General features: G+C 59.3%; 13 protein-coding genes. 9 read left to right on the plus strand and 4 right to left on the minus strand.

Annotated features, from left to right (window positions below):
- Window positions 1-153 precede the first annotated feature (153 nt).
- From VO84_RS08295 to mutM, 6 genes are all read left to right on the plus strand, one after another.
- A complete protein-coding gene (locus VO84_RS08295; protein ID WP_058188662.1) occupies window positions 154-1,470 on the plus strand; it encodes an adenylosuccinate synthase in 1,317 nt (438 codons plus the stop codon).
- Between the two features lie 340 nt (window positions 1,471-1,810).
- Window positions 1,811-2,098 carry a putative quinol monooxygenase gene (locus VO84_RS08305; RefSeq protein ID WP_058187197.1) on the plus strand — a complete coding sequence of 96 codons (288 nt, stop codon included), beginning with the start codon at window positions 1,811-1,813 and terminating at the stop codon, window positions 2,096-2,098.
- Between the two features lie 120 nt (window positions 2,099-2,218).
- A complete protein-coding gene (locus VO84_RS08310; RefSeq protein ID WP_082661842.1) occupies window positions 2,219-2,734 on the plus strand; it encodes a nuclear transport factor 2 family protein in 516 nt (171 codons plus the stop codon).
- Between the two features lie 277 nt (window positions 2,735-3,011).
- Window positions 3,012-3,854 carry a hypothetical protein gene (locus tag VO84_RS08315; RefSeq protein ID WP_058187199.1) on the plus strand — a complete coding sequence of 281 codons (843 nt, stop codon included), beginning with the start codon at window positions 3,012-3,014 and terminating at the stop codon, window positions 3,852-3,854.
- 304 nt (window positions 3,855-4,158) lie between these two features.
- On the plus strand, window positions 4,159-5,292 hold the full coding sequence (locus VO84_RS22795) for a hypothetical protein (protein WP_058187200.1): 1,134 nt from the start codon (window positions 4,159-4,161) through the stop codon (window positions 5,290-5,292).
- A 22-nt stretch (window positions 5,293-5,314) separates the two neighbouring features.
- Complete coding sequence (mutM, locus tag VO84_RS08325) at window positions 5,315-6,142, plus strand: bifunctional DNA-formamidopyrimidine glycosylase/DNA-(apurinic or apyrimidinic site) lyase (protein ID WP_058187201.1); 828 nt, start codon at window positions 5,315-5,317, stop codon at window positions 6,140-6,142.
- A gap of 607 nt (window positions 6,143-6,749) precedes the next feature.
- Here the strand turns inward: mutM and VO84_RS22800 are convergent.
- Window positions 6,750-7,019, minus strand: a complete 270-nt coding sequence (locus VO84_RS22800; protein WP_197413958.1) for a hypothetical protein — start codon at window positions 7,017-7,019, stop codon at window positions 6,750-6,752.
- A gap of 69 nt (window positions 7,020-7,088) precedes the next feature.
- Between VO84_RS22800 and VO84_RS08335 the strand changes: the two genes are divergently transcribed.
- Both VO84_RS08335 and VO84_RS08340 read left to right on the plus strand, forming a co-directional pair.
- The gene (locus VO84_RS08335; protein WP_058187203.1) at window positions 7,089-8,042 is read left to right on the plus strand and encodes a hypothetical protein; all 954 of its coding nucleotides are present in this window, start codon (window positions 7,089-7,091) and stop codon (window positions 8,040-8,042) included.
- 189 nt (window positions 8,043-8,231) lie between these two features.
- Window positions 8,232-8,756: an SH3 domain-containing protein gene (locus VO84_RS08340; RefSeq protein WP_058187204.1), complete on the plus strand. Its 525-nt coding sequence runs from the start codon at window positions 8,232-8,234 to the stop codon at window positions 8,754-8,756.
- Here the strand turns inward: VO84_RS08340 and VO84_RS08345 are convergent.
- On the minus strand, window positions 8,753-9,871 hold the full coding sequence (locus VO84_RS08345; RefSeq protein ID WP_058187205.1) for a mannose-1-phosphate guanylyltransferase: 1,119 nt from the start codon (window positions 9,869-9,871) through the stop codon (window positions 8,753-8,755). The two genes, VO84_RS08340 and VO84_RS08345, sit on opposite strands and share 4 nt — an antisense overlap.
- Window positions 9,872-10,064: 193 nt before the next feature.
- Entirely contained in the window at window positions 10,065-11,264 is a 1,200-nt protein-coding gene (locus VO84_RS08350; protein ID WP_058187206.1) for a pyridoxal phosphate-dependent aminotransferase, read from the minus strand.
- Between the two features lie 91 nt (window positions 11,265-11,355).
- Here VO84_RS08350 and VO84_RS08355 point away from each other — a divergent pair, with 91 nt between their 5' ends.
- Window positions 11,356-11,907: a gamma carbonic anhydrase family protein gene (locus VO84_RS08355; protein ID WP_058187207.1), complete on the plus strand. Its 552-nt coding sequence runs from the start codon at window positions 11,356-11,358 to the stop codon at window positions 11,905-11,907.
- 120 nt (window positions 11,908-12,027) lie between these two features.
- Here the strand turns inward: VO84_RS08355 and VO84_RS08360 are convergent, their stop codons facing one another.
- The gene (locus VO84_RS08360; protein WP_058187208.1) at window positions 12,028-13,524 is read right to left on the minus strand and encodes an efflux transporter outer membrane subunit; all 1,497 of its coding nucleotides are present in this window, start codon (window positions 13,522-13,524) and stop codon (window positions 12,028-12,030) included.

Genomic DNA, 13,524 nt, shown 5'->3' on the forward strand with positions numbered 1-13,524 from the left:
AAAGCCTCTCGAATCGCGTGAGGGTTTATCATCAAAGATGGAATGTGCCCATCCGGTTTCTCCAGAGGGCGCATCTGAGATATTGGCCGGTGCGTGCAGATTTTCTTTCTGCGCGGGCCGGTATTTTCTGTGAAAGTGCGGATTTTTAAAGTGATGCGAGCGAAGACGGCAGTGGTGCTGGGCGCCCAGTGGGGCGACGAGGGCAAGGGCAAGATCGTAGACGTGCTGAGCGACGGCTTTAGCGCCGTGGCGCGCTACGCCGGCGGCCACAACGCCGGCCACACCGTCATCATCAGCGGGCAGAAATTCGTGCTCCAGCTCATTCCCTGCGGCGTGCTGCGCCCCAATTGCATGGGCATCATCGGCAATGGCGTCGTGCTCGACCCAATCGCCTTCCTCAAGGAAGTTGCCCGCATTCGCGAGCTCGGCGTGGATGTGGACGGCCAGCTCCGCGTCTCGAATCGCGCGCAGGTCATTCTGCCCTATCACCGCATGATTGAGCTGGCGGCAGAGTCCGCTCCGGGCCGCCAGAAGATCGGCACCACCAGCCGCGGCATCGGTCCCGCGTATGAAGACAAGATGGCTCGCTCCGGCCTGCGCGTGGTGGACCTGCTGAATCCTGCACTGCTCAAGACGCACATCGAGGCCGCCTGCGCCGAAAAGAACGCTATCGTGCACGCCCTGTATGGCACTGAGCCGCTGGACCCGCAAAAGATGTTCGATGAATATGCCGCGGCAGCCGAGCAGGTTCGCCCCTTTGTCGTGGACGGCGCGCGCATGCTCAACGGCATCATTAAAGATGGCGGCAGCGTGATGTTTGAGGGCGCTCAGGGTACCATGCTCGACATCGACCACGGCACCTATCCGTTTGTGACCTCATCCTCAGCCACGGCCGGCGGCGCAGCCACCGGAACCGGCGTTGGCCCCACAAACATCGGCACCGTCATCTCCGTCACCAAGGCATATGTCACTCGCGTGGGAGAAGGACCATTCCCGACGGAGATTCACGACCCCATCGGCGACCACCTCCGCGCGCGCGGCAACGAGTACGGCGCAGTTACTGGCCGTCCGCGCCGCTGCGGCTGGCTGGATATTCCGCTGCTGCGCTATTCGAACACCATCAACGGAGCGGAGTGGCTCGTGGTCACCAAGATGGACGTTCTCGACGAGCTCGACGAGATTCCCATCTGCATCGGCTATGAAATCGACGGCAAAGTGACCGACGAAATCCCCGCCGACGTCCATGGTCTCGAAGCCATCAAGCCTGTTTACACCAAACTGAAGGGCTGGCAAAGCTCCACCGAAGGCATCACGGACTTTGAACGCCTGCCGCGGGCAGCTCAAGACTACCTTCGTTTCCAGGAAAAAGAGAGCGGCGCAAAGATCGGCATGGTTTCCACCGGCCCGGACCGCGACCAGACGATGATTCTTCCGGAGTTTGCCGAAATTCTGAAGGAATTGCACCGCTGAGGGGGGTTTCGCCGGAATCACGCATGACTCAGCAAATGCAGCGAGAGATGATTGTCTTGGTAGTCGCAGCACTAGTGTTTGCGCGATCGATATACCCCAAGCCAATCATCAATAGAGCTACTAAGGAGCCATTTAAAAGCCAGGCTGTAGCTCGATTCTGTCTCGCGCTCTTAGGCATATTTTCTCTGCTGGCTTGGTATGGGATTTATCGAGAGGGTCGCTGAACAAACCATCTATCAAAGATTCCACATCGTCGGCAGGAGGCGTGTGGGCTACACTGCATCGAAGAGAGCAGAGACGCCTTCAGAGCATCGAGGCTGACCCATCCAGAAGGACTCCCATGATCAGCTTCACGGTTCGTATGACATTTTCCCCGGAAGACCGCGCTGAAATCGCGGAGATTCTTCGTGCCTTGGCCGCCGCCTCTCGCGAGGAGCCTGGCTGCGCCACCTACGTTCCACATGCGGTCTACGGCGATCCCGACACCATCGTGATCTATGAGCAGTACGCTGGGCAGGAGGCGCTCGAAGCGCATCAGCAATCGGCGCACTTCAAGCGCTATGCCGTCGGCGGCCTCTACCAGAAGATGCGTGAGCGCGTCCGCGAAGACCTCGTAGCACTGGCCTGATTTGCGCGCATCTGCTGCCATTTTCCTTCCGGAAACGTCTTAAATTTCGGTATCCGTGTGCGCCCGGAAAACAACTCATTGACCTCGAGAGCGATTCAAAGCTACCATCCGGTACGGCCTATGCCACAGAAGCGCGCCCACACTCTCTCGCACTGGAGCAGCATGGCGGTAATCGCTGCCCTTTTTACCGTCTCCCAGGCCCACGCTCAACCCCATCCCAAACCCGGCATGCCGCTCTCGGAGCGCCACGAGAGCAAGCATGAGATTGACCACCTGGAAGAAACCTGGCGCACGGCCGCTCTGAAGCACGACGCGACAGCCATGGCGGCACTCCTCTCAGACGACTACATTGGCATCACAGCCAACGGAACCTTGCAATCCAAGGACGAAACCCTGGCTGGCCTGCGCTCCGGCACCACGCAGTTTACCCAGATGGATCTCTCCGACCGCAAAGTGCGGTTTTACGCGCGGACGGCCGTAGTCACCAGCCGTGCAGAAGTATCAGGTAGCAGCCCGGGCGGGGACATCACCGGCAGTTTTCGTTACACACGCATTTACGTCCGCGACCCAAAGGGTGCGTGGAAGATCGTCAGCTTTGAGGCCAGCAGGATCCGCGAGTCAGACGACCACAAATAGCGCAAAGCTGCTTTTAGAACGGTTTTTCAGTTGCCATAAGACACCCGACTCAGCAAGAGACATCGCAGGGTGGACCATTCGGCGAACGATCTCGAAACAATCCTCTGGAAGTTTGATCTAACTCCGATTACACTCGCTCCACTCCTCCGATAGTCAGTGATCGCTGACGAAATCCAGAGATCTCGTAGATCTGATTCTGGCTGGAGACTGCTGCCCGATGCTTGATGAATTTCGGAATGCAGAATGAATCCGGTCGAGTTTCCTGGCGGAGGGGTCCATGCGCACAAGGTTCTTTGCGATAGCCAGCGGCTTCATCCTGGGCGGATTGCTGTATGCCGGGTATTGGGAAATCATGTTACTTGAGAGGCGGTGGCAGTACGGAGCGATATTCGTCCTGCTCACCGCACTCGGCCTGGGTTGGCTATTTCCCCGGCATTGGCGCTCCGCTGCGTCAACCACAGTCCTCAGTCCGTTTCTACTGGCAAGCCCTTTTCTGGGATTTGTTCTGTTTATGGGATGGGCCGATTCTGGGGCGCTTTCGGCCCTTGGCGGATTGGGGGAATGGTTGGGGCTATTTGCCCTCATCCTCGCCGGCGCTCTTCTTTCAGCGTGGATTGGCAGTAGGATCGCCCGCCGGTTGAGCGGATCACGAGCTGCCCGCTTCCTCGGTCTTGTCCCCATTGTTGCCGTTTTCGGAGCAGTCACTGCCATCGCGTACACCCGTTGGGTCCATCAGGCTGATCTCAAACGCCATGAGTCTGAACTCAAACGCGATGCAATCAAGGAAGTTCCCGATTTAATGCATCGCGTCTATCAGGCGGAGATCGCCTACAGCGCAGGGCAGCCCGATAAAGCCTTCACATGCGATGGGCGTCAACTCTCGAAGATCCCAGGATTGGATTGGACGTTCAATCCCAATTCCTACAGCTATTACCAGATCGAGCCTTACACGATCGGGCTGTATTGCGCGCAAGAGAGCAGGCCGCATGGATTCTGCCTTACTGCATTTCCCTGGGACCGAACCCATCCGGGTCCTGCTTTCTGGATGGATGAGAAGGGCAAGCTTGTGGAAGGGGATACGGCTAAGGCAAATCCAGAGACAGTGTGTCCGGTTTCCTAGGGTATATCGACACATGAGTGGCCTTGGCGGAGCAGCAACGATATCCGCTTTGTCTGCTCACGATGCCAAGACGCCGAGAAAATCATTCACTTTAAAGCCAGCAAGATCCGTGAAGGCGGCGATAAGAAGTATCCTGCCCGGTTTGGTTTTGCTCGGCTAAAATACTCCCGATTTTTTGGTGCCGCCGTGTATGGAATCGCATAAGATTCTGAGTGCAGGGGGTGGTGTCACTATCTCGGCTCCTGCGACACTAATACCTTGGATTCGGAAGTGTGCCGGAATCTGGGTCATATCTGGAAAACTTATGCGCCTTTTGATGCGTCATCCCGGAGCGCTGCCGGCTATCGCCGCACTGCTCGTTCTTCCGCTTGCTATGCCGGTGCTGCCGGTCAAGGCGCAAACACCCCAGACGCAATCCGCTCCGCCCATCACGCCCAATGAAGAAATCCTGAAGCTTGTGCAAGGCGGCATGGCGGAGAGCGTCGTGGTCAACAAGATTAAAACGCTCGCAGGGAAGTTTGACACGTCTGCCGAGGCGTTAATCGCACTGCAGAGGGCCGGTGCGACCGAAGCCGAGCTCGCGGCCATGACCGCGCCACCTCCTCCTCCCCCGCCGCCGCCTCCACCACCGCCGCCTCCCCCGCCACCGCCGCCTCCTCCCCCGCCGCCTCCCAAAAAGACCGGCCTAAAGAAGCTGTTCGGTGGGGCCGCTCCGAAGGCACCGGCAGCTCCAGCAGCGCCGGCACCGCCCGCTGCGCCAGCATTACCAGCAGCGCCTCCAGTACCCGCATTACCGCCAGCTCCTGCAGTACCGGCACCGTCGGCATTGCCGCCAGCTCCCGCAGTGCCGGCCGTGAAGGCTCCTCCGCCCGCTCCAGCTGCTCCAGGAGCCCCACAGCCTGCGCCGCCAGCTACGGCTGGCCCGTCCGCGGCTGCTGCTCCGGCAGCTGCTTCCGCGGTACAACCGGCCTCGGCGACTCCAGCGACCGTGGCTCCGGCGACAGCGGCAGCAGGTTCAGCTTCGGCTGCTCCGGCAGCCGCTTCTGTTTCATCGCAACCGGCAGCTTCTGCTCAACCAGCCGGGGCTGCGGCTCCCGCTGCGGCCGGAACCGGCTCAGCACCCGCTCCGGTTCAGTACGTTCCGTCCCTCTCCGCCACCTGCGTCAAAATGGACTTCAACGGGCCGTATCACGCAAACCAGTACTTTAACAATTGCGGCCAGAATGTCTATCTGCAGGTCGTGCATCCAGGCGGGCAGTCCTTTGCGCTGGACCCGCTGACAACAGACAAGCCTGCCGGCACGGGCCTCAGCAAGGAAGATTACACCCGGTTCGGCTCGCCCACGCTTTACGTCTGTCCCGATGGGTCTATTCCAGTGGATGCCAGCGGAAACGCCATTTCCAGGCCGGTGACAGATTTCAAATGCCGCAAGCGGTAGAGATGGCTTTTACAATCTCCTCATGCCAGAGCTGCCTGAAGTAGAAACCATCGCCAATGGCGTGCACGCGCGCGTTCAGGGCGACCGTATTGTTGAAGTCTGGCTCGGCAGCCACAAAGAGCCCTTCAAAACTAGCCCTGCCAGGCAGGCAAAAGGCCTCGAAGGCCTCTTGCTCCTGTCCGTGCGCCGCACCGGCAAGCACATCGTGTGCGAGCTGGGGGAAATGCCCGCAGGGCCGACGACCTCCCAATGGATCGTCCACCTCGGCATGACTGGCCGCCTGCTCGTCACCACGCCGGACGCTGAGCTCGCCGCACACACCCATGCGCGTCTGCGCCTCCAGAGCGGCAAAGAGATCCGCTTCGTCGACCCCCGCCGCTTTGGCCGTCTTGAGTTCCGCGACCTCCTGCGCAGCGCAGCCTTTACCGCCGCCGGTTCCGAGCCGCTCACCATCGCCCCGGAAGAATTTGCCGCTCTCTTCCGCCGCCGCAAGCTCGCCATCAAGGCCGCACTGCTCAATCAGTCGCTGCTCTCAGGCGTGGGCAATATCTACGCCGACGAAAGCCTCTTCCGCGCCGGGATTCGCCCTCGTCGCCAGGCTGGCCGGCTCACCCGCGCGGAGCTCGATCGCCTCCACGTGGCCCTCCAGCAGGTTCTCAGCCACGCCATCGAGCTCGGAGGCTCTTCTGTCTCTGATTACGTGGATGCTGAAGGCGTACGCGGCTTCTTCCAGCTTGAGCACTGCGTCTACGCGCGCGAAGACCAGCCCTGCCGCCACTGCGGAACACCCATTCGCAAGATCATCGTCGCAGGCCGGGGTACCCACTATTGCCCCACGTGCCAAAGCTGAACGTTCACCCTGCGCATAAGGAATCTATGATTTTCTGAAACATTTCATCCGGATTTCTCCAGAATTTAGGGCAATACCGCCCCGTAAATCCCGTAAACCGCTGAAATAATTGATCCGATAGAACGGCCCGGGAATTGCTCTATGTAGGGTGCCAGTGATGAATGGCCGCCAGGGGGCGAAGGTCCTCGAAGCGCCATAAAAACTGAGCCCGCAAGAGATGCCGCCAATGAGCAGGCACCAGCAGGAGCTCAGAAGAGACCGGGGCCAAAGGCCCTGTGCAGCGCATTCGGGAGGCCAGTGACTAGCGCCACTCCAGATTTGGAGTGGCGCTTCGCATTTCGGGGCAAAAATTCCCTTTCAGGCATTACCTTCGCCACTTGCCAGCCGTTGCAGTCGGGAGTAGTATCGAATTTGCCTATCAGAGCGGCTGATGCCAGCCTCCCCCTTATAGCGGGTAGTGCGAGTTCGCCGCAAAGCAAGGAAACTTCGCCAGAATCCGGTGGACCTGTTCAAGTCGCCGGGAAGCGAATTCTCCCCATTCAGATCAGGCATGATTAAGCAAAGGCAAGGGGCGCGTCCAGTCAGGCAGCCGCTCGCCAAGGCAGCTTCAGGGGAAACGCATGGCATAAAACGCCGCGCGGAATAACTCTGGTAGCAGCATGTTGGACTCGATATAGAGGAGCCCGCCGCACCCAGCGAGTGCGACGGTTCCGGCAACGAACAGGTGGACATCTACGTATAGCCCTGGGAAGGAAGCCGTCGTGGTAAAGTGCGGAGTTAAGCTCCGCGCCATGCCCCTATCGTGCCCGTCTCCTCTGTTGTGTGAGACGCCGGGCACGGCTGCTTCCGCATACCCGGCATTTCGAATGAGTCCCATCGCCCCAGTGAAGAAGAGCTTTCCCCAGGCATCCATGATTTCAATAACAAACTGTCAGGAAGTACACGCATGACAACAGAATCGACGCAGCCCCAGACCGACATGGGGCCAGTCCCGGCCCCCGCGCCGGGTCAGGTGCAAGGCCAGGCTCAAGGGCATCGCCGCCGCCGCCGCCGCCGCAAGAACAAGACCGGCCCCACCGCACCGCAGGGCCAACAGCCCCAGCAGCAGCCCCCAGCTCCCAAGCCACAAATGCAAAACTCGCCGCATAGTTCGCCCAATGGTTCCTCGCCCGGCGCGCCCATGGGCCAGTCTCAGGGCGACGGCGGTCGCCGCAAGAAGAAAAAGAAAAAGTTTTTTGAGGGCAGAACTGGCGGAGCACCGCGTCCGGAGCCGGGCAACAGTATTGCTCCTCAATACGGAGGACAGGGCAAGCGCAAGAGCAAGCAGCGCGGCCCGCGCGAGTTTGTGGGCCCAATGGACCACAGCTATCGGGTCGTCAATGGCAATGTGGCGGATGGACCGGCCTCCACCATTCAAATCACGAATGGCGGAGCGGCGTACCATCATAACGACCTCTATGACCACACGCCCCCGCCGGCCGTCCGTCACGACGCGCCTACGCGCATCTTCTGCTTCATTGACGATCTATTCTTCCTCGCCAAGATTCAGGAGACCGCGCGCAAGCTCGGCGTTAAGGTGGAGTTCGTCAAAGGCGAGAAGGAAGTCGTGACCCGCCTCTCCGAACTGGCCGAAGCCGACCGTCCGCGCCTGCTGGTCTTTGACCTGAACAACGCCAGCGCGAAGTCGATGACGCTGATTCCCAAGTTCAAGACCAAGTTCAAAAAGTCGACGTCTATCATCGGCTTCCTCTCGCACCTGCAGGGCGATCTGAAGATGAAAGCCTCAGAAGCCGGTTGCGATACCGTCATGCCACGCTCGGCTTTTTCGCAGAGTCTGCCCAATCTCCTCCGCCGCTATGGCCTGGAAGAGGACGAGGACCACGCTCCTCAGCCGATGTAGGACTGGCCGTCCAGGCAGCTGCGCCTTGCGGCGCGATTCGTGCCTGGCGGAGAATGAAACAATCTGGTTAAAGCGGTCACCTGGAAGGGTGGCCGCTTTTTATTGCCAGATCTCCACTGCGAAGTACGCCACCAAAAGCTGTGGCATGTTGTATGGAAATAGTGCAGGATAGGAAGCCAGAGCGCATTCATGCCCCAAAGCATATCGATCGCCGTATTGGTCTTAGGTGGAGTCCTGCTGCTGGTCGCCATTACCGGCGGCAAATTCAAGATATTTGAAGCGGAGATCGACTCAGCTGTTTCGAGCAAGCTCGTGAGGCTGATCTCCGGAGCTATTGGCTTGATTCTGATCACTGTGGCGCTTACGCTCGGCTCGCCGGTTTCAAAGCCGGATCAGAGCAAGGCAGATGCAGCCAATCCTCAGCCATCTCAGGCTCCGGCGGCGCAGACTCATGCCGATCAACCGGCTTCCCTCCAGGCAGATCCCATTCCGGTACCACCCGCACCTGCTTCGAACGCTACTTCGTCCATGGGAGCGGCGATTGTCTTCGATCCGCCTTCCAACATCCGCGAAGCCGCGAATGCTTCCAGCAATATCCTCTGCTCAGTGACGCAGAAGACGACGATCCATATCCTCAGGTCCGAAGGCAACTGGTACGTCACCGACGTATGCGGCAAGCCGGGCTATATTTACCGCAACCAGGTGAAGTTCTAGATCAGTTCCGTCTTCCCCTGCTGTCCCAGCTCCTTCACAATCTTGCCCACATCCTGCGAGTGATCCCGGTGCGCAATCAGCAGCGCGTCTTCGGTATCCACAATGACAAGATTCTCCACCCCTACCAGCGCCACAAACTTCCGCGGGCTGTAGATGTAGTTATTCGAGCCGTGAATCGCCAGATGGCCGTCTGTATCAGCCACGTTTCCATCGCCGTCGCCACGCAGCCGCGTCTCCAGTTGGTACTCGTACAGCGAGGCCCAGGAGCCGAGATCGTTCCACGCAAACTCCGCCGGCAGGCAGTACAGGTTCGACTTATGCTCGCCTTTTGCCGAACGCGGCTCCAGGATCGCGTAGTCCACCGAGATGTTCTCGCACTTGGGGTAAAGCTCCGCAAAAACCTTCTCGAACTTCGGCGTACCGTAGGCCGCGGCAATCTCTTCAAGCAGCGGCGCCGTCTCCGGCACGTGCTCGCGGACGGCATTGGCCAGCGTGCGTGCCGACCACAGAAACATTCCCGAGTTCCAGTAGTAATTTCCCGCCGCGATAAACTCTTCGGCCTTCATCAGGTTCGGCTTTTCAGTAAATCGCCGCACGCGCAGCGTGGAGTCATCCCCGGCCAGATCGCCTGTTTCAATGTAGCCGTAGCCGGTCTCTGGCCGCGTAGGTTCAATGCCCAGCACGACCATATTCGTTCCGGCAGCGGCCAGCGCAATGCCTCTCTGCAGAATCTTCAGAAAGCGCGGCTCGTCGCCAATCACATGATCCGACGGAAAAATGCCCAGCACAGCCTCAGGATTATCCTTCTCGATCAGCAACGCTGCCAACCCGCACGCTGGAGCGGTATTCCGAGCTGCGGGTTCCTGCACAATCTGCGACGCCGGAACACCTTTCAGCTGATCGGCAATCTCCCCTGCAAGTAGCTCATTGGTAATCACCCATGTGTGCTCCACTCCGCTCAGCGGCTTCAGGCGCTCCACCGTCTGCTGAATCATCGAGCGCTCGCCGTCAAGAGCCAGCACCTGCTTCGCGCGCGCGCGCCGCGAACGCGGCCAGAAGCGAGTACCACTGCCCCCAGCCAGAATTACAGGACGAAAATCGATAGTCTTTGACATGGAAGTCACATTCTCTATGCGCAATGCAGGATTGTCCAGTAAATGTAATCACTACATATACAACTTGTTTATTTTTTGAGCGTTGCAGAAGTCACAAGCAGCCTTACCGCTTTCTCTGAGGTAAAGATGATGAAACGCTGTCAGCGCCGGGCCGAACCGACGCTGAAGACGCATTTGGCTGGACTACTAACCCCTAGCCGAGCTTTGACAGGAATTCTCCCATGCGGCGCGTGCCTTCGTCGATGTTCTCTTTGGTCACCGGGTAGGAGAGCCGGATATGCTCACTGGTTCCAAACGCCTCGCCCGGAACCGTTACCACGTGCGCCTCATGCAGCAGCCGCGTGGCCAGCTCCGTGGCAGACTGGATGCCGCCCTTGCCGATAAACGCGCCGATGTTGGGATACACATAGAATGCGCCCTCCGGCTTGGTGCACGTCACGCCCGGAATCTCCGTCAGCTTCTTCAGCATGTAGTCGCGCAGCTGAATAAACTCCGCGCGAAACTCGCAGACGCAATCCTGAGGTCCGGCAAGCGCGGCAATCGAGGCCTTCTGCACAATGCTCGACGCATTCGATGTCGACTGCGACTGCAGCTTGCTCAGGTTCGCAACCACCTGCTTTGAAGCCAGCGCATAACCCGCACGCCAGCCCGTCATCGAATAGGTCTTCGAAAGCGAGCCGAGAATCACAAGATGCTCCTTGGCCCACGTGTAGGAACCGCCGGAGACACATTGGCCCGCATAGTTCAAATACACATAGCACTCATCCAGAAGTAGGAAAATCCCGCGCTCATGCGCAAGATGCACAATGCGCTCCAGATCCTGTGCGCTCATCACGGAGCCCGCCGGATTCGACGGCGAATTCAAGATAATCGCCTTCGTCCGCGGTGTAATTGCCTTCTCAATCGCGTCCGCCGTTATGCGGAAATTCTCCGACTCCTGCGTCTCGAGAAAGACCACCTTGCCGCCTGCATATTGAATGATGTCCTTGAAGCTCACCCAGTACGGCACCGGCAGAATCACCTCGTCGCCGTGATCCACAAGAATCTGGATCGTATTGAAGAGCGCCAGCTTGCCGCCGGTGGTAAAAATCGCCTCGTCAATGCTGTAGTCAGAACCGAAGTCCGTCGCGTGGCGCTCCACAATCGCCTTCCGCACATCGGGAATTCCCGGCACCACCGTGTATCGCGTGAAGTTCGCGTCAATGGCGGCAATCGCAGCATCCTTGATGTGCTGCGGCGTGGGAAAATGCGGCTCGCCCGCGCCAAAATCCACCAGCTTGGCGCCCTGAGCGCGCAGCTTCGCGGCCTCAGCGGCCACAGCCATAGTTGCAGAAACCTCAATCCGGCCAATTCGGTCGGCGAAAACCTTCGCGGGTGCGGCTACAGTCGTCATGTATCCATTTTTACAGATTTTCAGGAGGACGCAAAACCGCAGAAGGCCATCGTCCGTAACGTGCACTAAACTTGTGTTTTGGAGGCACCCTATGATCCGCAGTTATAAAGGCCGCTGGCCAAAGATTCCAGAAAGCTCTTACGTCGATATCTCTGCCCAGGTGATGGGCGATGTAGAACTCGGCGAGAACTCCTCCGTCTGGTGCAACGCCGTGCTGCGCGGCGACGTCAACTCTATTCGCCTCGGCTCCAACTCCAACGTGCAGGACTGCTGCGTCCTCCACGGCCAGCGGAATCTCTACGCCGTCACCGTCGGCGACTGGGTCACCATCGGCCATAATGCCACCGTCCACGGCTGCACCGTCGAAGACGCGGTGCTGATCGGCATGGGCGTAACAATTCTCAACGACTGCCGCATCGGCGAGGGCTCCATCATCGCCGCCGGAGCCGTGCTACCTGAGCACACCATCGTTCCGCCGCGCACCCTCTGGGCCGGCGTCCCCGGCAAGCAGCGCCGCGAGCTTAGCGACGGCGACCGCAAGCTCATCCTTGAATACGCGCAGAATTATCTGGATTACACAAAGGTGTTTCTGGAAGAGGTCAGAGATCAGGGATCAGAGATCGGCGCCCCGCAACGACACTAAAGCAAAATCTGGGCATGCCCGGCTTGCTTGTGCGGGTTAGTGCATTTCAAAACAGCGGCCCGCTCAAATTCTTTGAGCGGGCCGCTGTTTTGCTGATCTCTGATCTCTGAACCCTGATCTCTACTTCGGCAACTGCGAATCATCCCATCCGCCGCCCAGTGAGCGAACCAGCTGAACGCTAAAGGCAAATTGCCGCGTCTGCAAATCCGTCAGGATGCGCTGATCGGCCAGCAATGTAGTCTCCGCCGTAAGCACTTCCAGATAGCTGGTTACGCCGCCCTTGTAGCGCTGGTTCGAGAGATCGAGCGAGTGCTGTGCGGAATCCACGGCGCGCTTCTCCACCGCTTCTTCTTCGTTCAGGGTGCGCAGCGTCGAGAGATTGTCCTCCACATCCTGAAAGGCCGTAAAGACTGTGTTCCTGTAGCCGGCCGCCTGAGCCTCGTATTGGTGACGAGCCTGATCGGTAAGCGCACGGCGCTGGCCCGCGTCAAAAAGCAGCTCCGCGGCAGAAGCTCCCAGCGACCATAGCGCGCTCGGCCCCGAAATCCATGTACCGCCGTGGGTGCTCTCAAAGCCGCCGACTCCATTCAGATTAATCGTCGGATAATACGCGCTGATCTGAACGCCGATCTGTGCGTTTGCTGCCTGTGCCTGCCGTTCCGCTGCGGCAATATCCGGCCTGCGCTCCAGAAGCTGCGAAGGCACGCCCAGCGGCACATTCGGCAGTGAAAGATCCAGCGGCGAATAGGGAATGCTGAAGCTCGACAGCGTGTAATTGGCAATGGTACCTATCGCATGCTCAAACTGCGCGCGTCCCACGCTCACATCCACCAGCTGTGCTTTCACCGTCTCAAGCTGTGTCTGCGCCTGCGCCACATCCACATCCGTGGCCACGCCGCCCTTAAGCCGGCGCTGCGTCAGGTCAAGCTGCTTCTCCAGGTCTCCCACGGTCTTCTTCAGCAGCTGGATCTGCGAGTCCAGCCCGCGCATCTGAAAGTAATCCGCGGCCATCTCTGCTTCCAGTGACAGGCTCAGATTCGCCTGCTCCGCCGCGCTCGCCTGCATGTTGGCATGGGCAGCCTCAATACCGCGCCGAATCTTGCCCCAGAAGTCCGGCTCCCAGCTTCCAGCGCCTGTCAGCAGCAGATCGTTGTAGCTGGTTTTGGTAGCCGGCGTTGCATTCGGCTCATTATGGCTGACCCTGTTATACGAGTAGCCCGGTCCCGCTGAAATCCGGGGATACAACTGCGACCGCACCGACTGCACCTGGTCGCGCGCCGCCAGGTAATTCTCCATTGCCTGCCGCACCGCCTGGTTGTTGCCGGCAATGCGTTCCTCCAGCGCATTCAGCTGGGGATCGTTGTAAATCTCCCACCACTTGCCCTTCAGCATTCCATCCGAAGGCGTGGCCGGCTTCCATGAGCCGCCATCCGGATTCGGCGGAGGCACAGTAACACTCGGCGCGCCGCCCTCTTTGTACACCGGCGGCGCGGTAAATGGCGGACGAGTGTAATTCGGGCCCACGGGCTTGCATCCCGCCAGAAAACTCAGTGCGGCGAGAGTCGCAGCAAGACTCACAGCACGGCCCGGTACAGCAATGGAAAACCGCTTCCGCAT

Origin of the sequence: Occallatibacter gabretensis (assembly GCF_001449115.1) — a bacterium.
Classification (GTDB): domain Bacteria; phylum Acidobacteriota; class Terriglobia; order Terriglobales; family Acidobacteriaceae; genus Telmatobacter; species Telmatobacter gabretensis.

What these genes read in the sequence shown, in the direction of transcription:
- mutM (WP_058187201.1), top strand. Translation starts at nt 5,315, where the DNA reads ATGCCAGAGCTGCCTGAAGTAGAAACCATCGCCAATGGCGTGCACGCG.
- VO84_RS08340 (WP_058187204.1), top strand. Translation starts at nt 8,232, where the DNA reads ATGCCCCAAAGCATATCGATCGCCGTATTGGTCTTAGGTGGAGTCCTG.
- VO84_RS08355 (WP_058187207.1), top strand. Translation starts at nt 11,356, where the DNA reads ATGATCCGCAGTTATAAAGGCCGCTGGCCAAAGATTCCAGAAAGCTCT.
- VO84_RS22800 (WP_197413958.1), bottom strand. Translation starts at nt 7,019, where the DNA reads ATGGGACTCATTCGAAATGCCGGGTATGCGGAAGCAGCCGTGCCCGGC.
- VO84_RS08350 (WP_058187206.1), bottom strand. Translation starts at nt 11,264, where the DNA reads ATGACGACTGTAGCCGCACCCGCGAAGGTTTTCGCCGACCGAATTGGC.
- VO84_RS08345 (WP_058187205.1), bottom strand. Translation starts at nt 9,871, where the DNA reads ATGTCAAAGACTATCGATTTTCGTCCTGTAATTCTGGCTGGGGGCAGT.
- VO84_RS08295 (WP_058188662.1), top strand. Translation starts at nt 154, where the DNA reads ATGCGAGCGAAGACGGCAGTGGTGCTGGGCGCCCAGTGGGGCGACGAG.
- VO84_RS08315 (WP_058187199.1), top strand. Translation starts at nt 3,012, where the DNA reads ATGCGCACAAGGTTCTTTGCGATAGCCAGCGGCTTCATCCTGGGCGGA.
- VO84_RS08310 (WP_082661842.1), top strand. Translation starts at nt 2,219, where the DNA reads ATGCCACAGAAGCGCGCCCACACTCTCTCGCACTGGAGCAGCATGGCG.
- VO84_RS08305 (WP_058187197.1), top strand. Translation starts at nt 1,811, where the DNA reads ATGATCAGCTTCACGGTTCGTATGACATTTTCCCCGGAAGACCGCGCT.
- VO84_RS08360 (WP_058187208.1), bottom strand. Translation starts at nt 13,524, where the DNA reads ATGCGGAAGCGGTTTTCCATTGCTGTACCGGGCCGTGCTGTGAGTCTT.
- VO84_RS08335 (WP_058187203.1), top strand. Translation starts at nt 7,089, where the DNA reads ATGACAACAGAATCGACGCAGCCCCAGACCGACATGGGGCCAGTCCCG.
- VO84_RS22795 (WP_058187200.1), top strand. Translation starts at nt 4,159, where the DNA reads ATGCGCCTTTTGATGCGTCATCCCGGAGCGCTGCCGGCTATCGCCGCA.